Origin of the sequence: Legionella jamestowniensis, assembly GCF_001467745.1 — a bacterium.
GTDB classification, from domain to species: Bacteria; Pseudomonadota; Gammaproteobacteria; order Legionellales; family Legionellaceae; genus Tatlockia; species Tatlockia jamestowniensis.
Genome location: NZ_LNYG01000013.1, coordinates 2,157,594 through 2,181,223 on the forward strand (window position 1 = coordinate 2,157,594; position 23,630 = coordinate 2,181,223).

Sequence of the window (23,630 nt, forward strand, 5' to 3'; positions counted from 1 at the left end):
ACTTATCCTCGCGATGAAGAGGTGACAACAGCATAAAGGGGTGCAATACCTCAAGGGGGGATAAAGTGGTCTATTCGTAATTAACTGCAATGCTATAAACACTATTTGTTAATGCAGCCAGCAACATGTTGTAAGGACAAATGCCTTAAACTCGAGTACAATTTGTGATAAATGTGGACATGCTTCCTCAAAAGCAATTCGTAAATAAAGGCTTTTATTATGACCGATTCTTTTAAAACGGCTACGGCTGAATTTGAAACCATTATTGATTTTTTCCGCTTTGGTTTAAGCCAGGCCAATGCAAATAACCTTTATTTCGGTCACGGTACGGATAATGCGTGGGATGATATTTTTTTCTTGATTTTGGAGAGTTTACATCTTCCTTTGGATACCGATCAGTCCATCCTTGCGGCGCGCTTAAGCCCCGAAGAAAAAAAACACCTTGTGAAACTGCTTTCACGGCGTATTCATGACAAAGTTCCTGTACCTTATTTAACGAACAAAGCATATTTTTGTGAATTGCCCTTTTATGTAGACGAGCGTGTATTAATTCCTCGCTCTCCCATCGCGGAACTTATCAAACAACAGTTTGCCCCCTGGTTGGTGGCTGAGCGAGTGCATCGTGTTTTGGATTTATGTACGGGCAGTGGTTGTATCGCCATCGCTTGCTGTTATGCATTCCCTGAGGCTATTGTGGATGCTGTCGACATTTCACCAGAAGCATTAGCTGTGGCTGCGATTAATTGCCAACAGCATGAAGTAGGGGAATTGGTTAATCTGATTGAATCTGATTGTTGGGACAATGTACCTAAACAACGTTACGATTTAATTGTTTCAAATCCCCCTTACGTGGGTAAAGCTGAGATGCAAACGCTCCCAGCTGAATATTATCATGAGCCTAAACTTGCCTTGGAAACCGATAAGAATGGATTAGCTATTGTTGAAAAAATTCTGGCGAAAGCTCATGATTATTTGACAGAAGACGGTGTTTTAGTTGTTGAGGTAGGTAACAGTGACCAAGCCTTAGAAGAAACATTTCCGAATGTACCTTTTACTTGGTTAGAATTCGAACATGGTGGACATGGTGTTTTTCTGTTAACGCAACAACAGTTGAAAATCTATTTTTCGCCCCAAGGAAATAATCCATGAGTGGAAATACATTCGGTAAATTGTTCACAGTCACAAGTTTTGGTGAGAGCCACGGTAAAGCTTTAGGTTGTGTTGTAGATGGCTGCCCACCAGGCTTGGCATTAACAGCGGAAGATATTCAACCTTTTTTAGATAAGCGCAAACCAGGCCAATCTAAATATACGACTCAACGGCGGGAAGAGGATAAAGTTGAAATTCTTTCAGGCGTTTTTGAAGGGTTAACTACTGGTACCCCGATTGCACTAGTCATCAAAAACAGTGATCAACGTTCCAGTGACTATGAGGATATTAAATCCTTATTTCGTCCAGGGCATGCTGACTTTACCTATCACCATAAATATGGACATCGTGATTATCGTGGGGGAGGGCGCTCCTCTGCTCGTGAAACAGCGGCACGGGTTGCGGCAGGGGCAATTGCCCGATTGTATCTGCGCCAAACGTTAGGCGTTGAAATACGGGGCTATCTACAACAAATGGGGACAATAACTATCGATTTTGTGGACGACGCGTTTACCGATACGAATCCCTTTTTTTGTCCTAATGACCATCAAATTCAAGATTTGGCGGCTTACATTGATCAATTGCGCCGCCAAGGTGATTCTATTGGTGCTCGAGTGAATGTCAGCGCGCAAAATGTACCCGTAGGACTTGGAGATCCCGTTTTTGATAAACTGGATGCCACGCTTGCTTTTGCAATGATGTCCATTAATGCTGTCAAAGGGGTGGAGATAGGGGCTGGTTTTAAAGCAGTGCAACAAAAGGGTAGTGAACACCGTGATGAAATGAATAAGTCAGGGTTTTTAAGCAACAATGCAGGTGGCATTCTTGGAGGTATCTCTACAGGACAGGCAATAGAGGTAAGTATTGCACTGAAACCAACGTCAAGCATTGTTAAACCAGGCAAAACAATAAATATTGATGGGGAAGAAGTGACTGTCGTTACCAAAGGGCGACATGATCCTTGTGTAGGCATCAGGGCGGTACCTATTGCAGAAGCCATGATGGCTTTGGTATTAATGGATCACTACTTACGACATAAAGCACAAAATAAATAGATTAACACCCATGGTTATGCCATGTGATGGCAACCATCAAACGAGGGCTAGCGGCAATGAATAGACGTTTAAATATCGCTGTGGTTGGGGCTACAGGCGCTGTAGGTGAAGCATTGTTAACTGTCTTGGAAGAGCGTGATTTTCCTGTGGATAATCTTTATCCTTTGGCAAGTTCGCGGTCAGTAGGTAAAACAGTTACCTTTAATAACACCCCACTAGATGTGGAAGACTTGTCAGGATTTGATTTTTCTAAGGCAGATATTGCTTTATTTTCAGCAGGTGGTTCCGTGTCTAAAGAGTATGCACCTAAAGCTGCTGCAGCAGGATGTATTGTCGTGGACAATACATCCTGTTTTCGCTATGACAATGATATTCCTTTGATTGTCCCTGAAGTGAATGCACATCGTATTAGCGAATATAAGAATCGGGGTATTATCGCCAACCCCAATTGTTCGACCATTCAAATGGTAGTGGCTTTAAAACCCTTACACGATGCGGTAGGCATATGTCGTATCAATGTCGCGACCTATCAGGCAGTGTCTGGCACCGGTAAAAAGGCGATTAATGAACTGGTAACCCAAGTTGGGGAGTTACTCAATGGTAGGCCTGCTAAATCTTCTGTGTACCACAAACAAATTGCATTTAATGTCTTACCTCATATTGATGAGTTTCAAGACAATGGCTATACACGCGAAGAAATGAAAATGGTTTGGGAAACTAAAAAAATTATGGAAGATGATTCTATTTTGGTAAACCCTACCACAGTTCGGGTGCCCGTCCTTTATGGACATTCCGAGGCAATCCATTTGGAATTAAAAGCGCCTATGACAGCTGCGGAGGCGCGAAAATTATTAAGCAAAGCACCTGGCGTAAAATTAATCGATGACGCCAAAAAACTACATTACCCTACACCCATTACGCATGCCATAGGTCATGATGAAGTTTTTGTGGGGCGAATTCGGCAAGATATTTCTCACCCCAATGGTTTAAACTTATGGGTAGTAGCCGATAATATTCGTAAGGGTGCGGCTACCAATGCAGTGCAGATTGCTGAAATTCTGCAGAGAAATTATTTATAATTTATACTTGTTGTTATGCCAGATATAAAAAAACCAGACTCTGATTTACCTAGCTGGCCTCCCCGTACCAAAGGGAGGATTGGTTCTATATTGTCTGAAGAAACGCGCTCTATGGAGCGGCAAAGACGTATTGCTGAACAGCAGCAGCTCAGTAAATTAGCGAAAGTCCATGCACGTGAGCATGGTGATGAAGATAATAAACCGCCTGCCCCGGAAGAAGCCATGCAAAATGGTATTTTACAGCATCCTTATCTGGATTCGCAGCGTAATGATGGAATAGATCCAGGTTTAAATCCTGAACCGCCCTTAAATACAGAAGCACGCCGCGAATATGATAATGAACGGCGTGAGCAGGAAATGGAAAAGCAACTACGTTTGGGCAATATGCCAAAGATGCGAACCGATCCGCAATTTAGACCATAGGATTTTAAATGACCATTGCTAACGATATCATCAGCTGCCGTATGCCTGATTTTGACTTTTACCTGCGTCAAGGGGAGTCATTGGATGATATTGATGAATATGGTTTCACACCACTAATCGAGTGTGCTATTACTAAACAGCCTGAGATTGCCAAACAATTACTTGCTCGTGGAGCCAATGTAAATAAAGCCGATGTAACCGGCCGTACGCCGCTGCATTGGGCTGTGGATAATAATGATTTAGAAATGTCGCGCGTTTTGTTAGAGCATGGGGCCGATGCCAATGCTTATACCACTTCAGGTTTATCCATCTTAGTGTATCCGGTGTTAAGAGGACAAGACTCCCTGAAGCACTTGCTGTATCAGCATGGGGCAAAACTGGATTTTGCCTTAGATTTTATCAATGGCAAATTGATGGGGCATCGTTTTGAGTTGACCGGAGATGTTGACATTGTTAACGCGCAGGGCGAGTTTATTGAGCTTGACTATGAAGGTTTTATTTTAGAGTTTACTGTGGCTGTGGTAAAAGATTCTTTACGCCGGTTTACCAGTAGCTATTCAACTCGTCATTATCGCAGCCGTTTTCCCTATTTATACCAGATTATGGATGCTTTTGGCGTGGCAGCAGAATTACTACAGTTTCAACAACAAAATTTGCTGACTGAGAAGCACAAGGCACGCTTAGCCCAGTTAGTTGCTTCACCTATGTTGATTTTACCTGCAGCTAGCCGCGGGCATGCGCTTGGTTTTGTTCGTTATTATCAATGGTGGGCGAAAATTGACAGAGGAGAAAATAGTCTTAAAGAGGGGAGTGTAAATATTTACTATATTTCACAGCCTGAGGTTATTAACCTTAATTTTATACTTGAGTTTCTTTATAAAAAACAAAGCCGCCGCTATTTTCACGACGTCATCAATCAAAAATTGGGTTTAAAGCCCGTCTTGCAGTTACCAATAAGTTCACAAATTGCAGGCAATTGTTCTTGGGCGAATATTCAAGCGATTGTACCTGCTGCTTATGCACTGCAGGAATTAAGCACAATCCCCATTGAGGAGTTTAATCCTGCCTCAGCGATTAGTTTGTATAATACCTGGGTAGAATGGGATCAAGACAGGGCTTTGGATGAATGCATTCATCGCTTTTATTTAGCGAATCCGATTCGCAAAGCCAGCTTTGCTTCCATGCTGGCTGCAGTTCTTTTTCAAGCTTGTGACTATGATAACCCACATCATCTTGAGCGTGCGGAAAAAATTCTTACCATTCTGACATTGCCTGACTACTATTATATTCTTTATAGTTATCTGGAAGAATATTGCATTAAGCGATTGACACGACGTGGTAATAACTTATTAAAGATATTAGATGACTGTGGTTTTAATCCCAATATTGGTGTTACGCCCATTGCGACGGGTTTAAAAGATAAAAGTTAGCAAGCAGCGAGTAGATTGGGTCATTTTTTCGCCCCAATGCCATCCATGCCATAGGCTTCAATGTTGGGTCAAACGACCTACCTATAGGTTAAGAAAAAGGGGAAGCCATGACGGCAATAATAACCAATGCATGGACCAATGCGCTTCATGCTCTTTTTTTGTTCTTCTATTTTTTAATTGCAGCAATCCAGTGGTTAAAGGGTAATAGCAAATTTACTCTCTATATTGTGATTTTCTTTCTAACTATTTTTGTTCTCAAGCTACTTGGAGTATGGGTTCATTATGCTTTTGATCAAAGTTATACAGTAAAAATTTGGATTGCTATAAGTTTGGGTGTGGTGTTTTTAAACTATTGCCTTATCCATGCTATTAGAATTTCTGATCCTATACGTATTTCCGTCCTATTGATTTCACTGATTTTTACATTTTTTTACTTAAATAAGCATGATTTTTTATATATAGCCCTTTCTGTCATTTTTATTTATTCGTTGGCGGCAGCCTATTCAAAAGGTCTAGTGCGCCTGGGTTTCATCGCTGTTATAGCTTCAAATATCATTTGGATTGGGTTAAGAGAAGGGACTAATTTAATTTTGGGATATGAATTACCTGTTCAATACCGTTACGATAATGACTTGTATCATCTCTTATTAATTGGTTCGACTTATATCATTTTTGTGGCAATTATGCGGGGAGACTGGTCTTACCCCTAAGGTTGGATCAAAACGATCCAACCCAAAAAATCACGCGGTTATTCGTTAACCGCACCAGTATTATTGGTTATCCCTATTGGAAGGCGCTTTTTTTTTTGTTTGTTCAGACTTCATTTGTACAACGCGTCCACCGGTTTGTTGGCCACTCTGGCCTTTTTTGCGTTGCTGATTGGGATTACGTCCTTGATTACCACCTTGATTACCGCTAGGACGTCGTCGTCTGCCCCCTTGGCCTTGCTGCTGACGTCGTTCAGCTTGAGCTTGCTTTTGAGGATAAGGGCGAGTCACTTTGTCCTGACGCGTTGTTGAAACCGTTGTTTCTCCAGCGCCAAATAGACTATTCCATAAACGCTTGATAAAACCATTGTGGTGCGCTTTTGCAGGTGAGGGCAAGGAGAGCGCTTTTACCGCTGGTTCATCGAGTTTTGTCCCGTCTTCAGCACGGACAATAGCCAGTTCAGGCTGATGTATTAAGGAGTAGCTCGGTTTTTTATTTTTGCCAACATTATCTTCTTTTAAGCGTGTAATTTCATAATGGGGGGATTGCAAATAAGGATTGGCGATAATTAACACCTGGACACTATGGCGCTTTTCTATGTTTAAGATAAATTCACGTTTTTCATTGATAATAAACGTTGCCATTTCAGGAGGTAATTGTACCTGAACTTCAGCGGTTTTTTCCTTAAGTGCTTCTTCCTCAATGAGGCGAATAATAGATAAACCATGTGATTGAATATTTCTTACTGTACCTCTGCCTTCACAACGTGGGCATACTTCCTGGGCATTTTCCCCTAATGACAGACGAAGACGCTGGCGAGACATTTCAAGCAGACCAAAGCGAGAGATGCGGCCTACTTGAATGCGAGCACGGTCAGCTTTTAACGCTTCTTTCAAGCGATTTTCCACATCTCTTTGATTTTTGCTTGAACTCATGTCAATAAAATCAATAACGACCAGACCACCTAAATCACGCAGTCGCAATTGACGTGCAATTTCATCAGCGGCTTCCAAATTTGTATTGAGTGCAGTCGTTTCTATATCGGAACCACTGGTGGCTTTCGCTGAGTTAATATCGATGGACACTAATGCTTCTGTTCTATCGATAACGAGTGCTCCGCCAGAAGGCAGGAGAACTTCTCGTTGATAGGCCATTTCAATCTGGCTTTCGATTTGATGAAAATTAAACAGGGGAACCGTGCTGTTATACAGTTTGAGATTCGGTAAAAAATCAGGTTTAACTTGCTCTATATATTGCTTGGCTTTTACATAAGAAACCTGATCATCAATAATAATCTCACCGATTGATTTACGTAGGTTATCGCGAATAGAGCGAATAATGACATCGCCTTCCTGATGGATAAGACAGGGGGCAAGTTGAGTATTATAGGCTTGTTTAATCGCTTGCCATTGATTGCAAAGCATGTCCAAATCAGACTGAAGCTCATCCTGGCTTTTGCCTACGCCTGCAGTACGAATAATTAGCCCCATTTCATCCGGCAATGTCAGTGCATTAAGCGTCTCTTTTAATTCATCCCGATCATCACCCTCTATACGACGAGAAATACCGCCAGAGTTGGGATTATTAGGCATAAGGACTAAATAACAGCCTGCTAAAGTAATGTAAGTAGTTAGAGCGGCACCTTTATTGCCACGTTCTTCTTTATCGACCTGAATAAGTAATTCTTGTCCTTCACGAATTAGTGAAGTGATGGGAGGCTTATCATCGCCAAACTCATCTGGGTGCCTGCTTAAATACTCAGGAGCGATTTCTTTAAGGGGCAGGAATCCCTGACGTTTGGCACCGTATTCAACAAATATGGCATCAAGGCTAGGTTCTCGCCTTGTTACTACGGCTTTATAAATATTTCCCTTTTTCTTGACTTCTGAAGGACACTCAATGTCTAAATCATAAAGATGGTTATCTTTAACCAGTGCAACTCTAATTTCTTCAGCTTGAGTTGCATTTATTAACATTTTTTCCATTAATTTACCCCATAAAGGGCGCCACCTAAGCTAGACAGTGTAAGGAAATTATTTCTTGTTGTTAAAGCAACGTGTATGCTCGAACTTTCATTAAGCTTTTCTATTTGTGTTCTACTTTTTCAAGAAATTAACAAATAATTGGGTAAGCAAACGTTTCTTAACTGTACAAAAAATATTCTTTTTAAGCATTTCCCAAGACCGTAAGGACAGACCACACGCATGTTGCCTGCAAATATTGCGACGCATGCTGGAAGGATACATCTGTAAGGACATTCGTGAGGAATAGGCGATATTGATGGTTTTATTCATAATAAGAAACCATCCTTGCCCGACATTCGCGAAACGAACTGAAACTGATGTAAGGCATGTCTGACATGCGTGGGTATCTGATGAGTTCTTTATTCAATTTTGCTCTGGTATTGGGTGCTTCCTTTTATCTTAAACTTAAGGAGCGCGTTTCATTTTTTAGGACCTATCTTCAATTATACTACAAATAGAGCCTTTAACTATTTTATTGTGCCTGGCAACTCCAGCAAGAAGTTTGCTTAAATTGCACAATCTAGTTGGGCTCATTTTGCGAATTGTTAACGGGTCCTCATATAGCCGACTTTTACACAGCGGCTGATAAACTTTCTGTTTATACGTTATAATTCGGTCGCGCGAATAATTCACGCGATTTTTAATACTATCAAAAAAAACAGCTACAGCAAATAGGTTTATGCATAAATGAGTGATGTACGTTACACTGAAATTAGTAGTGAAGAAGAGGGGCAGCGTTTGGACAACTATTTGATAAGAGTCCTCAAAGGTGTTCCTAAAAGCCATATTTACCGGATTATCCGTGCTGGCGAAGTCAGGGTTAATAAAAAAAGGGCACAGGTCTCTTTGCGTTTGGTACAAGGTGATATAGTGCGAATACCTCCGGTACGTATCACCCATACTAAAGAAATTTTCGTTGGTACAAGGCTTGAACAACAGTTACAGGAGAGTATTCTATTTGAAGACAATACGCTTTTGGTGCTTAATAAACCAGCCGGCATTGCAGTACATGGGGGAAGTGGTCTTAGCCTTGGGGTGATTGAAGCTCTGCGCAAGACACGAACTGATCTTTCTTATTTGGAACTGGTGCATCGTTTGGACAAAGAAACTTCAGGTTGTTTGGTACTTGCTAAAAAACGAAGCATGTTACGTGCTATCCAGGCTTTACTCGAAGAACGACAGGTACAAAAAACCTACTGGGCTTTGTTAAAGGATTCATGGCAAGATAAAAAAACGGTTCTGGTGGACGTACCACTCGTAAAAAATAGTTTAAAGTCGGGTGAGCGAATTGTTTCTGTACACCCAGAAGGCAAACCCTCTCAAACTGTTTTTAACTTACTTGAAAATTACCAACAGGCTTGCCTTGTAGAAGCGTCACCAAAAACAGGACGCACCCATCAAATAAGAGTTCATAGTGCTTATCTTGGACATGCGATAGTTGGTGACGAGAAATATGGCAAATCAGAACCCATAGCAGGTTTGGAAACAATAAAGTTACGACTTTATTTGCATGCAAGAGCAATTCAATTTAACCTGAACGAAAAAAATTATCGGTTTGAAGCTGACTTGGACGAACGATTTATTGAGACACTAAAAAAATTACGTACGAGGAACTTGTTAATTCATGAGTAAATCATATCGCCTGGTGGTGTTTGATTGGGAAGGAACCTTAGGAGACACACTGGGACAAATTTTCAATAGTGTGGCAACGGAAGCCAGGCGTTTAAATTTTGGTGAAATTGATGAGCAGTTAGCTCGTCAATCGGTAGAATTAGGTCTGGTTAAGGCGCTAAGAAAAATTTTCCCTCATTTAAACGAAGACGAACATGAGCAATTATTGAATGCTGTACAGCAATCTTTAATTTCACGCACGACAGAGGTTTATTTAATGCCTGGTGCAAAGGAGTTTGTGAATCGGCTACATGACGCCGGGATTGATATAGCAATCGCTACTAACAAAGGTCAACAATCTTTGCAGCGGGTTTTAAGCGTATCTGGGTTGGATGTATTTTTCAAAATAACACGCTCAGCAGGTCAAACTGCAGCGAAACCTTCTCCTCAAATGCTTGAAGAGATTTTAGAGGCTTTCGGGGTTACACCAAAGGAAGCTGTTATGGTAGGAGACTCAATTACGGACATGGAAATGGCTGGAAATCTTGGTGTGGATGCAGTTGGTGTTGATTTTTATCACCAACAGAAAGAGGCTTTACTGGCTGCTGGAGCAAAAGCAGTTTTCAATGATTATCAGCAGTTGGCGGATTTTTTACACTTGCCTAAAAAGGGAGCATTCAAGTGAGTACCTTAACTAGTTTACCAAACTTACTGACGTTAATGCGTATAGTGCTTATACCCGTGTTTATTATTGCATTTTATTTACCTTTCAATTGGGCCCATGGTTTAGCGGCGACAATTTTTGCTTTAGCAAGTTTTACGGATTGGCTCGATGGTTATTTGGCACGTAAGCTCAAGCAAATGTCTCCTTTTGGGGCATTTCTTGATCCAGTTGCCGACAAATTATTGGTTGCCTGTAGTTTATTGCTGCTCGTAGGGGCGAAAGAAATGAACTATATTACCATTCCTGCCATGGTTATTGTCGGACGGGAAATTGTCATTTCAGCCCTGCGAGAATGGATGGCTGAGATAGGTAGCCGAGCCAGTGTGACGGTTAGCTATATTGGCAAAATAAAAACCACCCTGCAAATGTTTGCTCTTTTTTTATTGGTTGCTTTTACACCTGCCCAATCAGGGTGGGGGGTGTTAGGGTTTATCCTGCTTTATGTAGCGGCAATTTTAACGATTTGGTCTATGGTAATTTATTTATCAATTGCATGGCCGCAGTTAATCAATAAACAACCTGCTGCGCCCTAGAAATTTCTCGCAAAATGGTCTATTTTTGATCACTGTTGTCTTGTTTTAATGTCTTGGCATCAAAGTATTTGGTTTAGATCACCTTCCTGTTTGGTTGTAATTCTAAAAACCAGTAAATTATTTTCATTCAATTCAGGCCATAGATCCTAAAGTTTATATGAGCTAATACAGAATTTTCTGAAAATAAAGCATTAATGTTGAATGAAATCTAAACGTTTTGCATCGTGTTTAGAAATCAATTAAACAGTTATAAAAAAAAGTAATTTAATTGGTTGACAGCGTTTTAATTTAAGGTAGAATTGCAACCCGTAGACAGGCGGGAATAGCTCAGTTGGTAGAGCACAACCTTGCCAAGGTTGGGGTCGCGAGTTCGAGTCTCGTTTCCCGCTCCAAATTAAAGCGACGCGGTAGTCGCTTTTTTTTTTAATAAATTAGTTTTGGCTGTGTGGCAGAGTGGTTATGCAGCGGCCTGCAAAGCCGTGTACGCCGGTTCGATTCCGGCCTCAGCCTCCAAGACTAGATGCCCAGGTGGCGAAACAGGTAGACGCAAGGGACTTAAAATCCCTCGGACCAAAAGTCCGTGCCGGTTCGACTCCGGCCCTGGGCACCATTCTATTATTCTATGTATGTAATCCCTGGTAATTTTGGTAATCATTCTTTAGCGGTAATGCAGGCTCTTATTGAAAAGGGCTTAACCGAAGTGCATTTTTTGTATATCAATACCGGCTGGGCGGCTGCTTGCTGGCCAAAACGAGTCACCGCTTGCTCGGCCTATGCAAAAACGCAAGGTGTGAAAGTACATCAGTTAAATGCTCAAGCCACGTTTACGGAGATGGTGACTGCCCGCAAGCAATTCCCTAGCCCAAAATTTCAATGGTGTGCCAGTTTCTTAAAAGGATTAACCTTACTTAATTATCTGGATGAGCATGATCCCTTTTGCGAAGCTGTAATAGTTTCTGGAAAGCGACAGAGTGATTCGCGACGGTATGCTGATTTACAGGAGTTTGATCACCAAAATGAGTTATATCAGGGGCGAACCTTGTGGTATCCCCTGTGGCAAACTACTGATACGGATTTTATACAATTATTAAAGCGTGCAGGTTTTGAACCTTTGTCGCATCCGAGTTTGGAATGCAGTCCGTGCATTCATGTGGACGTAAAACAGATTAGTCATCTGGAATCCTCTGCTATTGACCGTTTGGATAAGCTAGAACAAACTGTCCAGCAATCAATGTTCCAACACCCTATAAGACAATTGTGTGCTTTTAATCAAGAGGAAAAAGCTCAACAACGATTAAACTTACAGCAATTTGATCTTGGCTGTGGTGCTCCTTGGGGATGCGGAGAGTAATTATAGTGATTGGCTGCAGCTTCATTGATAACTTCAACATGTTTTTCACCGAAGGCATGAGAAATTAACCGTTCTGCTGCTAGTTTATGGAAAAGTCGCACCTTGCTTTTTACCATGGTTAGTCTCAATATCATAGTGTTGATCCCAAAGATGGTATTGGTTGAGAGTAGCCTTTACTGTTTCATCAATTTTTTCTTTTAATGCGTCACAGTTGGGCATTTTTGGTATTTTTAACAATGCATCTTCAATAGCTTTTGCTGCCCTTATGCCATTGCTTTCATGTTGTTTTTCATGATTCTCCAATGCGGTTATATAACGAATCCACTTGGTTTTTAAGTCTATTGGGGCCGAGGTTTGGTTAATCCAGTGAGGGAAATAAAGGGTAATGGTGACATTGACACTACTATTGGTAATGTAGCAAGGGTTTTGCGAAATGTCATCAAAATGCCAGGTATAATGCCATCCAATATGCCAGATCGTCTGCGCATCAAAATGCTCATTATTTATGTTAGGTCCTAATGCATCCATTTGTTGTCGGAGTTCTTCTCCATTATTCCCTGAAATGGTATAAAGTTGTTGCGTTTTAAAAATTGTCGGTGTAGTAAATGCGGGGACAACAATAAATAGAAGACTGCACGTAATCAGGTGTCGCATAACCAAGATTCACAATTGGACTTTAAAAAACAATGTTCTGATTTACTCTTCACGAGGAGAGCGACTCATTAAATTATGGGTTGCTTGTTGTGGAGTAACCGTTTCCTTTAAAACGGCGTTGACCTGAGTACAAATTGGCATTTCAACCTGGAATTTTGCGGCAAGGGAACAAACTTGAGCTGCATTGTGCTTCCCTTCTACAACTTGCCCTATTTGTTTGGTGGCCTCTAAAGCGCTCGTACCGCGTCCTAAAAAAAGGCCAAACCGACGGTTACGCGATTGATCATCGGTACACGTTAAAACAAGATCGCCTACGCCAGCCAACCCCATAAATGTTTCCTCTTTAGCCCCCATTTTAATTCCGAGCCGAGTCATTTCAGCAAGTCCTCGTGTAATCAACGCTGCTTTCGCATTCGCTCCGTAACCTAAACCATCGCTAATACCGCAAGCAATGGCTAGAACATTTTTTACTGCACCGCACAACTGAACCCCAATTGCATCGCCACTGAGATAAACCCTGATATTGTCATGGTGCAACAGGGCACGAATTGATTTCTGATAATTCTTGTTGTTGCCAGCTAATGTCAATGCCGTAGGCAAACGGTTAGCCACTTCTCGTGCAAAAGAAGGGCCCGAGACTATATTGATGGGGAAGTCATCCCCCCAACGTTCAGCAACTAATTGACTTAATAATTTATTGGTAATGGGATCTATGCCTTTAGTTAGCCAGGACAGGCCATGAGAAGGTCTGGGAATTTTAGTCAGTAAACTGGCAAAGGCATGGGAAGGAACAGCTATCATCACTTCCGTTGCCTGCTCAAGGCATTGTTGTAATTCGGCCACAGGAACAAGTGATTCAGGAAAAGAAATACCAGGCAAATACCGTCGATTGCAACGTTCTTCAGTTAGTTCTTGTATATGTTGTGGGGTATGACCCCACAACATAACAGGATTACCACAATTGGCCAGATGAATTGCTACAGCAGTTCCCCAAGAGCCGGCCCCAAGTATGGCAATCGCTTCTTTTTTCATATTAATGTGTCGTTTCAGCCTGTTCTTTAGCAGCCTTTTGCTTCTCTTCCATTTGTTGCATGTATAAGGCATCAAAGTTAATGGGTGCTAATACTAACTGAGGGAAGCTGCCGCGAATAACTTGTGATGTAATGGCTTCACGAGCATAAGGAAAAAGAATATTGGGACAAAAGCTATTGAGCAGATGCTCTAATTGATCTTTAGAAGGTCCCTGAATAGTAAAGATACCTGCTTGTTTTACTTCAACTAAAAAGGCAGTGGTGTTTTGATTTTTTACGGTAGCAGTAACAGTAAGCACTACTTCATACACATCTTGCTCAAGCTGTGTATTTTGTGTATTGAGATCCAAGGATAATTCTGGTTCCCATTTGTGTTGGAAAATCGCAGGTGTGTTAGGTGCTTCGAAAGAAGAATCTTTCATATACACACGTTGAATCATGAATTGGGCTTCTTGTTGTTGTGTATTGCTTGTTTGATCGGTCATTGTTTTTTTATCCTCGTAAAAGTTTATCTAAATGCCCTTGTCTTTCCAGTTCATACATATCATCACAGCCACCAATATGCTGGCCATTAATAAATATTTGTGGCACTGTGCGTCGACCGCTTTTGGTGATCATTTCATCGCGTTTGTCGGGTTCATCATCAATACGGATGTCAGTATAAGTAACTCCCTTTTTATCCAATAGATCTCGAGCCCGTGCACAGTATGGGCAGTAGGCAGTACTGTACATAATTACATCAGCCATAGTATCCTTCCTTTATTATTTCCCTTTAACTAGGGGAAGCTCAGCCGCTTGCCATGCGGCAATACCGCCTGATAAAACTAGCGGCTCTGAAAAGCCTTTCTCGCGTAATTTTGTTGCCAGTTGAGTTGATTGCAAACCGCGTGCACAAACAAGAATTATTGGTCTTTCTTTATATTTATCCATACGTTGCTCATCAAAATCGTCTTGACTCGCACGGATTGCATCAACAATATGACCTTTGCGGAAGGTCTCTACATCACGTAAATCAATAATAACCGCCTCTTTATGATTAATAAAATCAACCGCAGCCTGGGGAGACAACTCTTTGGCCCGTTTTTTTTGTGCTTGTGCTTCATTAATAAAGACTAAAAGTAAAATAATTATTAATGCAAGCCAAAGTGCCCAATGATTTATAATAAATTGCCAAAGTTGCCCCATACCTCTATCCCATTATAACAACGAATGGGCGAATTATCCTAAGAATAGAGATCTAAAGCAAGTAATAGGTCTGATGATTTCGTTACTTATTTTATAACCGATATGGAATTCTTGGTAAGCTATTTTTGCAAAAAATTTAACAATTTATGTATTTTGGGTACAGATTTTTCAGAAGTTGCCGATAAGAAAAATAGCTCAGGAGGAGGACATAATAACCGTTTATTTAAATAGGAAAAAATTCATTTCTCATGAACTTAAACGAAAAAATTTAAAATAATTAAAGAGGCTCTAGAGATTTATCTGCTTGCGCTCCAATAAAGTAAATTTTTACTGGACGCTATTTTAGGCATTGGACTCATCATCTGGTCAGGCGTTTTCTCCTACTTATTTTTTAGATATAAAAATGGTTATAGAGTCCCCTATAGTTAGCCTGTATACCCTAAAGAGGATGTGTTACTCTCAGTAGGCCATAGCAATTCCAATTCGGCCATACCTGCTTTCCGTGCTTCAGAATCGGGTTTTGTTTTAGTCATGATGGTCCATTTTGCCAACATTTTCATTGCTTTACTGTCAAATTTTTCAGTATGGTGCTTCGCTAAATATGCATAAAGATTAATTTCGGGTGTAAAACGATTAACCTCTTGGACATCATAGTCACCAAAAGGGGAGCCTAAGTTAAATCCTTTTTGATACCAAAATATAAGAAGCGGTAGCATACTTAAATTATTTGCCATGATTTCTTTTTCACAAGAGGCAATAAAATTAAAAAAATATTTTTTAATGAGTTCCTCATCTTCTTCACTTTTGGTAATAACAAGTGCTCGTGGTCTATCATCATCCGTTTCTTTCAGCACAAGGGTGTTTGGCTCAGTGATACTTTTAATGATTTTATGCATGTAGGCCATTTCATATTTTTCGTAGTTTACCCTTTCAATAGCAAGGGCATTGCTAAAATAAGCCAGAATAAATTGATGAATAATTTTATAATCAATAAAATCTGTGGGATCAGTCGTTCTTAAGCGCGTGTAAAATCGATGTGAAGAAAGCAATGTTGCGTCTTGTAAGAGAATTTTTACAGATACTTCTGCTTTTAGAAAAAAGTGTTCCAAAAATTGTTTAACTGTCTCCTTTTGAGGATGCCAAAAAATCAACTTTACTGTAGGGTGTAATTTGAGAACCTTGGTTAAAGCCCCTAGGAGCTCTTTCGTTAAAGGCAAGAATGATAAATCTATCGCTGAATCATGGTGTAAATAAGGTTGCATCGCCAATAATACTTCTACGGGATTCGGGCAAACCGCTAAGTCTAAGAGATTGATTTTTTGTAATCTGGCGAGTTTTGCTGCAACAAAGTCTAATTTAGGCTGTTGTTGATAAGAGAAAAAATGATGGCTCTCGCCTACAGGTATTGGATTGCTCTTGTATCCAACCTGTTTTAGCATCCAGGGGGTAATCAAGGGTTCTCCTACGCCGCCGCCGATTAAATAGTTGACTTCATTTGCAGACGTTTGCATTAATACATTACTGGCATCAAAACCATTCTTTAAAACCAGGCGGGTTAATGAACCGGATAACGTTAGTAGGATAGGCCAGTCAGGATTAATCCATCCTTTCGCTTTAGAATCCTGGATGAGCCTCCCAATTCGTAACAAATCCCCTTCTATAAAATTGCACTGGCCTGCATAATTCTGACGGCATGCAGCAATATTTTCCTGGTTAAAATCAAATCCCAGCAATTTCATGTTAAACGTTCTATTTCCAGAGAATCTTCCTTCTATTTTTTTTAAAAGTTTCCCATCACCACAGCCACCATCGATAATATTCAACCCTTGTAAACTTTCCCGGGCGGCTATCATTTCCATACCTGTTATAATTTTTTCATGTAACTCAGTATAAAATACCTCTGGGTCTTTCGTTTGTTGTTTATAAATATAACTCATTGAATTCTCTTGCCAATTCAGCTGATTTTCATTCATCCTAGAGAAGGTTTGAATTGAATTACCCGAATATTTTCGGAAAGATTTCAATACTTCTTGCACGTTATCAGGGTCGATTGACCTCACTTCTTTTTTGCCATTTTCATAATGTATATAGCATGCTGCATGAGAGGGAAGAGTGGGATTGTGCTGATTTTTGGGTTGATAAAGTAACCTTAATTTCCTGACTGGTTCTCCGTTAATCAAAAATTGGTGCGGGTGATCTATTTTTACATCGTAAAATAAGAATGATTGTGGAAATGAAAAAAGAAATCCGTCTTTTCTCTCTGGAAGTAAGGTAGCCTCGAGTAGCTTTGCAAATAATTTCATAGATCCTCAAAATTGATATTTTGTTCTTTAGGTGGTCAATTTGATGATAAATTATATAGAACTAAGATTAAGAAAAAATTAGGTGGGATAAGCTTCTGTTGAACATAAAAATACAGTGCTCGAATTTCGGTCATGCCCTTCGTTAAAGTTTGATATAGTTGCATTATAACGTTTGTAAAGGCAATGATTATGCTCACTGACACTACTAAAAAGAATTATTATCAGGCTTTACTGGATAAAAATACCGAGTATGATGGCGTTTTTTATGTCGCGGTTAAAACGACAGGGATTTTTTGTCGACCAAGCTGTCCCGCGAGAAAGCCAAAATTTAAGCACTGTGAATTTTATCAAACAGCCCAGGAGGCATTGTTGGCCTCCTACCGTCCTTGTAAACGCTGCCGTCCTCTTTCGCATCCCCATCAAGTATCAGCGACAGTGCAATTATTAGTCGAGGCAGTAGAGCTAAATCCAACAAAACGATGGAAAGATAAAGATTTTGATGAATTATCCATTGACGCATCCACAGCCCGCCGACAATTTAAAAAACGATTTGGCATGACCTTTGTGGAATATGCGCGCGCCAGACGCTTAGGTTTGGCATTAAAACAAATTCGTCACGGTGATTCCGTCATTGAGGCACAGTTAGAGGCTGGATTTGAATCGGGTAGTGGTTTTCGGGATGCCTTTACAAAAATCATGGGTGGGCCTCCTTCTTTTGCCAGGAAAGAATATCAAATTTTAAAAGCATCCTGGTTAGATACCCCTTTAGGACCAATGTTGGCTATAGCCGATGAAGAAGCACTGCATCTTTTAGAGTTTGTAGATAGGCGTGGTTTAGAGCGAGAGGTCGAGCGATTAAGGCAGCGGCTAAAAGCAGCGATTATTCCAGGGACGACATTACCAATTAACAGGATTGCCCAAGAATTAAAAGCTTACTTTGAAGGCAGTCTGCAAGTTTTTAAAACCCCTATAGCCTTGTTAGGAAGTTCTTTCCAAAAAAATATCTGGGAAGCATTGCGTCTTATCCCTTATGGAGAAACCCGAAGTTATCGCGAACAAGCGATAGCCTTAAACCGTCCTACCGCTTATCGGGCAGTAGCCAATGCGAATGGTGCTAATCAATTGGCTATCATTGTTCCTTGTCATCGCATTATTAACAGCAATGGGGATTTAGGCGGTTACGGTGGAGGTTTGGCTCGTAAGCGCTGGCTCATTGAACATGAAAGAAAATACGCTGTCTAATTCTTCAGCTGTTGCCTGTAAGATTGATTTTTTTATTGTTCCACATGTCACGGTCACCCCATAAGTGCAGTCGCCAGGCATTGAACTCGACTATATTTTTAGCATTCATCATTAGATTGATTTCAAGGCTCACATTTTTCAAATACCATTTAAAAGTTTGGCGCGCTTCATCATCTTCCGGGGATACTTCAAACATTAATTTTTCGTGTCCGAACCGTTCTATCAAGGAAAAAATAATATCGCTACGCCAGTCATTAACGTCTTTTATGCCTTCAGTAATACCCTCTGATTCAACCATTAGCATAAAAGCGCCTGCATCAAAAAAGCGTTCTGCTTCTTCTAGCAGTTGAGCTTTAGTTTTAGTTGCTTTAACTTGTTGTTGATAACCAATTTCCTTAACCCCTCCGCCTACACCGCTCATAATAGTGATTTCAGGTTTCGCTTTTAATCCTTTTTTTTCAATTGTTTTTACCAGTTTAATTTGATCGGCAAGTGAGAAATCATTAGGGTGTTGAAACATGCCACTCGATATTTCAACGACATCAAATCCTAATTGTTTGGTTTCTTCAAGGTATTCATCAATAAGGGAAACATCTTGAATGAGGATGCGTTCTATAAATCCGCCGGTATTGACATAGACTTGATGTTCATGGGCAAGGTTAGTGAATGATTTAACAGTTTTTTTATCCAATAAAGCTTGCGTTCCTCCGGCAAACTTAAACCCGTCAATATAATAACCCCAAGTGTTTAACAGATCTTTAAGTTGAGTAGTAGTAAAGGCTTCATAATAAGGCCCTCTAATTTCAATGAGTCCGGTACGGCGGGGTTTAGGTGGCAGTTGCTTTAAATTAACAAAAGCAAATGCTCTTTCATAATTTTTGCTCTCCATGCAGATTCTCCTTGTAACTGGGACAGCTAACGGTAACCCCCAGCCATTTCCTGTAAACGTTTAATGCGCTCACCTATGGGGGGATGCGTGGCAAATAAGCTGGACAAGCGTTCACTGCTTAAGGGGTTCACGATAAATAGATGGGCGGTTGTAGGGTGGGTCTCAGCCTGATGAAATTGACCTTGCTGATTGGCCATTTCCAATTTACCCAAGGCACTGGCTAACCATAAAGGGTGTCCACACAATTTGGCCCCTGCTGTATCCGCCTCATATTCTCGTGAACGAGAAACGGCCATTTGTACAAGTGCAGCTGCCAAAGGAGCTAGAATCATCATGAGCAATGCCACGAAACCATTGGGTCTTTCTTCGTCACCATGACTAAACATGGAAGTCCACATAAACATATTGGCAATCCCGCTGATTGCCCCTGCTAACGTGGCAGCAATGACACTAATCAAGGTATCACGATGGGTCACGTGAGAGATTTCATGGGCTAAAACCCCTGTTAATTCCTCTTCTGTTAAGCGGGTTAAAAGCCCTGAGGTAACTGCTATACTGGCATGTTCAGGATTACGGCCAGTCGCAAAGGCATTTGGTGTCGGATTATCCACGACATAAACTTTGGGCATGGGAATTTGCGCGCGTTGTGACAATTCTCTGACAATGCGATAAACAGGATGATTTGTATCTAACGGTTGCGCATTGTACATTTTTAAAACAATAGTATCAGAGAACCAATAAGCACTAAAATTCATGATAACGGCAAAGCCTAGAGCCAGTATTAGCCCTGCTCTCCCGCCTAATAAATTACCAATAACCAGCAATAAGGCTGTTAGGGCCGCCAGTAAGATAAAAGTTTTTACATTGTTCATAAATGAAGTCCATTTTATAAATGCCCCTATTAGGTAAAAAATAGGGGCATTTCGAGTGAATTTCAAGCATCCTTTTCGAATGTTTCAATCACCTCTGTTAGGGGTTGCCCTACGGAGGCGGAGGGAGATTTAATTGACAGAATAGCCGCCAAGGTAGGGGCAATATCCGTTGTATGGACAGGTCTTGTGATATGTTTTGTCTTAAATTGCGCATTGACAAACAATAAAGGGACATAGCTATCATATTGCCAGGGAGTCCCATGGGCTACTCGTTGCTCACTTTTATCGGCCAAGGCTTGATAAGGTGGGGGAACGAGATAAATATCCCCTGAGCGATCAGGAAATGCCATTTTGTCCACTTTCGCACTTAACCAATCGTGTTCAGTATTTGCCAATGGCATGGGGTAAGCTTGAAAAATGCCCACTTGTTGACGCAAGGTTTCTGCCAGATAAGCACTAACCTGATGAATAGACAATTGATGTTCATTAATGATTTCATGATTTAGGTAAATATAGGGTAAGGAGATAGCTTGTAATGCCTTAGCAGGCAGTTGAAAATGTTTTACCAGCGTTTGTTCAATAATTTCTCGCATTTGTGGAATTTTTAAAGAATGATTCTCTTTGATATGATGAGCTGCCAAATAAGCAGGAGAATCACTAACCCCATGGTCAGCCGTTAATACTATTAGAGTATTGTCCAATCCAACTTGTTTGTCGATGGCCGCCAATAATTTGGCCAATGTTTTATCCAGTCTTAACAGATTATCCTCTGACTCAAGGCTGTTAGGTCCAAATTGATGGCCAATCACATCAACGGCAGAAAAGCTGATACCTAAGTAATCCACTTTTCCGTTAGCACTACCTAGTTTTTCGTGAGCGAGTAGATTAATGGCAAAATCAGCCGTTAATTCATCGGCGTAGGGCATCATTGAGAAAAATTTGTAATATGTTTCTGATTTAGGGGAACCTGAATGGTGTGGGAAAGTAGCTCCAAACTCTTGAAAACGATTTTTAAACCCAGGTGCTTTGGCATAAGTATAATTGGCCACAGGAGCACTTAATTGCCAAGTTACCTCTTTGGCTTCATAGCGATTATTCCAATCAGTAACCCATACAGGGTAGGTTGAATAGTAATATTTACTGGTGATAAATCCACCATTTTCTTTGTCAAACCAAAAGGCTTTTCCAGCATGGCCTGTCAAGGTGATGGCAGCGCGATCTTTTAATGATACGGCAAAAGCCCGCCCAATTTGTGCCAATACAATTTCATCGCTTAACGTAGAGGCCATTAAATTACGAGGGGAGCGACCCGCTAACGATTTTTGTGAACGCACAGTTGATAATATGCTGCTTTGCAAATCTTCGACACAATTCATCTCTGACTTTGTTTTTCTGTCGTACCATTCATTGCTTACGATGCCGTGAAGTGCGGGGTAGCTACCTGTAGCAATCGTTGCATGACCTGCACAAGTGACGGTATTGGCATGCGGATGGTGGGCATTCTGATAGTCAAGGCTGTGCTTTAAGAGATAGTTAAATCCATCGGGGCCAAATTTGTGTTGATAACGACTGATTAAATCACCTCTTAATTGATCCACAACAAGCTGGACTACTAATTTAGGTTTAGTCGTTGCTGTAACCAGTGTACTTATCAGTAATAAAAAGAGAGTGATCGTTCTTTTCATTGCGTATCTCAGAAAAAATAAAATAGTGGCATCGTAAAGCAGATTCATGAATGGGTAAATAGAAATAGGTGGTTTTTGTTCAAATTTATGTCTTTTCCAAACTATGCCGTTGACTTATTAGTCCCTCATAACAAGGCTTTGTCGGTGAGATTTAGCAGCACTACCCTAAACAATTGGCCTTGCGGAAAAAGCCGCGAGGCAGTAATTTTTTTAATCAAATCAGTCGCTTGTAAATTGGTTAAACCGTTTAAAGAAAACACATGACGAAAGGTTTTATTTAGTTTACACTGGTTGACGGTGAATGATTGCACCAATAATAACCTATTCATGGAGTAAGGAGAGTACAATGGGTTTTACATTGACGTCGTATAATGATTTAAAATCACAGCTTGCTGTTGAAATTATAGCTTTAAGAGGCAAGCATAGTGCTGAATCGATTGATAAATTGCCTGATCACCGCCGTATTCAAGTAGAAGTATTAAATGCCGCAATTGCGCAACTCGATCACATGCCAGCTAAGTCTAATGAGCGTGAAAATAACCAGCAAGAGATTGAAAAAGCTCGAATTTTAAGCGGTTTAATTTGGATTACCATCAATGAGATTTCTGAAAACTCAGGTTCAGGAAGCTTATTCCGTAAATCATTGGGCAAAGTAATGGGTATCAGGGATGAGGATATAGCGAAAAATATCAAAGCGAACCATGTAGACCCTAATAGTGCTGCCCGCATGATTAATGCTGCTATGAAGTTTTTTTCTACCAATATTTTTGAACACGGTGATTCAACCAGAGCCATGTTGGAAAATAATCCTTTCTCTGCCGTTAAAGGGTTTGATATTCTTGCATTTGCCAAGCGAGGTATTGCTATGGAGGCTGCTGCTCGCACCCAAGTTTTTGTTGACGCAGATCTGGCTTTAAAGAAAGTGATTCATGAACGTGAACTCGCCAATAAAGGCCCTTCCGTGTTTACAAAAGCTGCCAGATATCTAACATGGAATAATACCACTTCCGCTGAAGATGAAGATGAGGAAGAAGATTTGAAAGATAATATTCAGGCTACTGTTTAATTATAAACCACCCTGCCTCCCGCAGGGTGTTATTTTTCTTCTACAGGATAACCAAACATTGCCCATTCAATGATTCCACCATCCACTGAATAAATTTCTGTATATCCTTTCTCCAATAGACAGCTTGCCGCGTAAAGCGAGCGAACACCGCCTTTGCAATGAAGATAAATGGGTTGGTTGAGATCAGAAACAAGTGTTTCAATACGCTGTGGAAGATTATCTTTAGGAATATGAATGGCGCCAGGAATACGAATGCTCTGCCATTCATGCAACTCCCTGACATCAATAAGGCACAACGAGGGATTTTCATCCATTCGTTGCTTTAATTCTTGTACACTAATTGTTGCAATATTATTTGCGTTCATAAGCATCCTCGCGAATCGTCGGTCTTGTGAGGGTCGAGTGGTGAATAAACCAATAGATAGTCGCTGTAATTACACCACCAAGGAGGGTTGCAAATGCCCAGGTTGCTGCCGACACCAAAGCAGGGCGTTGTCCGAGTTGATATAAATTCCCTGCGTCACGCGCCACAGCCCCGGCGAATAGCACATGCAACAAGGCATTAATCAACATCAACAAATACTGCAAGGTTACTATCTGTCCTTCATACTGATTA

24 protein-coding genes and 3 tRNA genes are annotated in these 23,630 nt (G+C 40.8%); 15 read left to right on the top strand and 12 right to left on the bottom strand.

Annotated features, from left to right (window positions below):
* The first annotated feature begins 219 nt into the window (after positions 1–219).
* From prmB to Ljam_RS14010, 6 genes are all read left to right on the top strand, one after another.
* Complete coding sequence (prmB, locus tag Ljam_RS13985) at positions 220–1,149, top strand: 50S ribosomal protein L3 N(5)-glutamine methyltransferase (protein WP_058450600.1); 930 nt, start codon at positions 220–222, stop codon at positions 1,147–1,149.
* Positions 1,146–2,204 carry a chorismate synthase gene (gene aroC / locus Ljam_RS13990; protein ID WP_058450601.1) on the top strand — a complete coding sequence of 353 codons (1,059 nt, stop codon included), beginning with the start codon at positions 1,146–1,148 and terminating at the stop codon, positions 2,202–2,204. The genes prmB and aroC overlap by 4 nt, the downstream gene beginning before the upstream one ends.
* A gap of 56 nt (positions 2,205–2,260) precedes the next feature.
* Positions 2,261–3,283: an aspartate-semialdehyde dehydrogenase gene (locus Ljam_RS13995; protein WP_058450839.1), complete on the top strand. Its 1,023-nt coding sequence runs from the start codon at positions 2,261–2,263 to the stop codon at positions 3,281–3,283.
* A 15-nt stretch (positions 3,284–3,298) separates the two neighbouring features.
* Positions 3,299–3,706: a hypothetical protein gene (locus Ljam_RS14000; protein WP_058450602.1), complete on the top strand. Its 408-nt coding sequence runs from the start codon at positions 3,299–3,301 to the stop codon at positions 3,704–3,706.
* Between the two features lie 8 nt (positions 3,707–3,714).
* Entirely contained in the window at positions 3,715–5,136 is a 1,422-nt protein-coding gene (gene ankH, locus Ljam_RS14005) for a Dot/Icm T4SS effector AnkH/LegA3 (protein WP_058450603.1), read from the top strand.
* Positions 5,137–5,243: 107 nt separating this feature from the next.
* Entirely contained in the window at positions 5,244–5,846 is a 603-nt protein-coding gene (locus tag Ljam_RS14010) for a hypothetical protein (protein WP_058450604.1), read from the top strand.
* 60 nt (positions 5,847–5,906) lie between these two features.
* On the opposite strand, the gene Ljam_RS14015 is transcribed toward Ljam_RS14010, so the two are convergent.
* A complete protein-coding gene (locus tag Ljam_RS14015; protein ID WP_058450605.1) occupies positions 5,907–7,829 on the bottom strand; it encodes an Rne/Rng family ribonuclease in 1,923 nt (640 codons plus the stop codon).
* Positions 7,830–8,555: 726 nt separating this feature from the next.
* Between Ljam_RS14015 and Ljam_RS14020 the strand changes: the two genes are divergently transcribed.
* From Ljam_RS14020 to Ljam_RS14050, 7 genes are all read left to right on the top strand, one after another.
* Positions 8,556–9,500, top strand: coding sequence for an RluA family pseudouridine synthase (locus Ljam_RS14020; protein ID WP_058450606.1), 945 nt, complete (start codon positions 8,556–8,558; stop codon positions 9,498–9,500).
* On the top strand, positions 9,493–10,164 hold the full coding sequence (locus Ljam_RS14025) for an HAD family hydrolase (RefSeq protein ID WP_058450607.1): 672 nt from the start codon (positions 9,493–9,495) through the stop codon (positions 10,162–10,164). The genes Ljam_RS14020 and Ljam_RS14025 overlap by 8 nt, the downstream gene beginning before the upstream one ends.
* Positions 10,161–10,736, top strand: coding sequence for a CDP-diacylglycerol--glycerol-3-phosphate 3-phosphatidyltransferase (pgsA, locus tag Ljam_RS14030; RefSeq protein ID WP_058450608.1), 576 nt, complete (start codon positions 10,161–10,163; stop codon positions 10,734–10,736). Before Ljam_RS14025 ends, pgsA begins: the two co-directional genes overlap by 4 nt.
* A gap of 316 nt (positions 10,737–11,052) precedes the next feature.
* A tRNA-Gly gene (locus tag Ljam_RS14035) sits at positions 11,053–11,128 on the top strand.
* A 47-nt stretch (positions 11,129–11,175) separates the two neighbouring features.
* A tRNA-Cys gene (locus Ljam_RS14040) sits at positions 11,176–11,249 on the top strand.
* 9 nt (positions 11,250–11,258) lie between these two features.
* Positions 11,259–11,346: transfer RNA gene (locus tag Ljam_RS14045), tRNA-Leu, on the top strand.
* Between the two features lie 12 nt (positions 11,347–11,358).
* Positions 11,359–12,087: a phosphoadenosine phosphosulfate reductase domain-containing protein gene (locus Ljam_RS14050; protein ID WP_058450609.1), complete on the top strand. Its 729-nt coding sequence runs from the start codon at positions 11,359–11,361 to the stop codon at positions 12,085–12,087.
* Positions 12,088–12,171: 84 nt separating this feature from the next.
* Here the strand turns inward: Ljam_RS14050 and Ljam_RS14055 are convergent, their stop codons facing one another.
* The 6 genes from Ljam_RS14055 to Ljam_RS14080 form a co-directional block, all read right to left on the bottom strand.
* Positions 12,172–12,741 carry a DUF922 domain-containing protein gene (locus Ljam_RS14055; RefSeq protein ID WP_058450610.1) on the bottom strand — a complete coding sequence of 190 codons (570 nt, stop codon included), beginning with the start codon at positions 12,739–12,741 and terminating at the stop codon, positions 12,172–12,174.
* Positions 12,742–12,783: 42 nt separating this feature from the next.
* Positions 12,784–13,773: an NAD(P)H-dependent glycerol-3-phosphate dehydrogenase gene (locus tag Ljam_RS14060; protein ID WP_058450611.1), complete on the bottom strand. Its 990-nt coding sequence runs from the start codon at positions 13,771–13,773 to the stop codon at positions 12,784–12,786.
* Position 13,774: 1 nt separating this feature from the next.
* The gene (gene secB / locus Ljam_RS14065) at positions 13,775–14,257 is read right to left on the bottom strand and encodes a protein-export chaperone SecB (RefSeq protein ID WP_058450612.1); all 483 of its coding nucleotides are present in this window, start codon (positions 14,255–14,257) and stop codon (positions 13,775–13,777) included.
* Between the two features lie 7 nt (positions 14,258–14,264).
* Complete coding sequence (gene grxC, locus Ljam_RS14070) at positions 14,265–14,519, bottom strand: glutaredoxin 3 (protein ID WP_058450613.1); 255 nt, start codon at positions 14,517–14,519, stop codon at positions 14,265–14,267.
* Positions 14,520–14,534: 15 nt separating this feature from the next.
* Positions 14,535–14,957, bottom strand: coding sequence for a rhodanese-like domain-containing protein (locus Ljam_RS14075; RefSeq protein ID WP_058450614.1), 423 nt, complete (start codon positions 14,955–14,957; stop codon positions 14,535–14,537).
* A 425-nt stretch (positions 14,958–15,382) separates the two neighbouring features.
* The gene (locus Ljam_RS14080; RefSeq protein WP_058450615.1) at positions 15,383–17,260 is read right to left on the bottom strand and encodes a class I SAM-dependent methyltransferase; all 1,878 of its coding nucleotides are present in this window, start codon (positions 17,258–17,260) and stop codon (positions 15,383–15,385) included.
* A 189-nt stretch (positions 17,261–17,449) separates the two neighbouring features.
* Here Ljam_RS14080 and Ljam_RS14085 point away from each other — a divergent pair, with 189 nt between their 5' ends.
* On the top strand, positions 17,450–18,502 hold the full coding sequence (locus Ljam_RS14085; protein ID WP_058450616.1) for a bifunctional transcriptional activator/DNA repair enzyme AdaA: 1,053 nt from the start codon (positions 17,450–17,452) through the stop codon (positions 18,500–18,502).
* A gap of 4 nt (positions 18,503–18,506) precedes the next feature.
* Here the strand turns inward: Ljam_RS14085 and Ljam_RS14090 are convergent, their stop codons facing one another.
* The 3 genes from Ljam_RS14090 to Ljam_RS14100 form a co-directional block, all read right to left on the bottom strand.
* Positions 18,507–19,391, bottom strand: coding sequence for a phosphosulfolactate synthase (locus Ljam_RS14090; protein ID WP_058450617.1), 885 nt, complete (start codon positions 19,389–19,391; stop codon positions 18,507–18,509).
* A 26-nt stretch (positions 19,392–19,417) separates the two neighbouring features.
* The gene (gene htpX, locus Ljam_RS14095) at positions 19,418–20,263 is read right to left on the bottom strand and encodes a zinc metalloprotease HtpX (protein WP_058450618.1); all 846 of its coding nucleotides are present in this window, start codon (positions 20,261–20,263) and stop codon (positions 19,418–19,420) included.
* 62 nt (positions 20,264–20,325) lie between these two features.
* Positions 20,326–21,948: an alkaline phosphatase family protein gene (locus Ljam_RS14100; RefSeq protein WP_058450619.1), complete on the bottom strand. Its 1,623-nt coding sequence runs from the start codon at positions 21,946–21,948 to the stop codon at positions 20,326–20,328.
* Positions 21,949–22,294: 346 nt separating this feature from the next.
* Between Ljam_RS14100 and Ljam_RS14110 the strand changes: the two genes are divergently transcribed.
* Complete coding sequence (locus tag Ljam_RS14110) at positions 22,295–23,014, top strand: hypothetical protein (RefSeq protein ID WP_058450621.1); 720 nt, start codon at positions 22,295–22,297, stop codon at positions 23,012–23,014.
* Positions 23,015–23,043: 29 nt separating this feature from the next.
* On the opposite strand, the gene Ljam_RS14115 is transcribed toward Ljam_RS14110, so the two are convergent.
* Positions 23,044–23,379, bottom strand: coding sequence for a rhodanese-like domain-containing protein (locus Ljam_RS14115; RefSeq protein ID WP_058450622.1), 336 nt, complete (start codon positions 23,377–23,379; stop codon positions 23,044–23,046).
* Positions 23,366–23,587: a hypothetical protein gene (locus tag Ljam_RS14120; RefSeq protein WP_238583754.1), complete on the bottom strand. Its 222-nt coding sequence runs from the start codon at positions 23,585–23,587 to the stop codon at positions 23,366–23,368. Before Ljam_RS14120 ends, Ljam_RS14115 begins: the two co-directional genes overlap by 14 nt.
* Between the last annotated feature and the right edge of the window lie 43 nt (positions 23,588–23,630).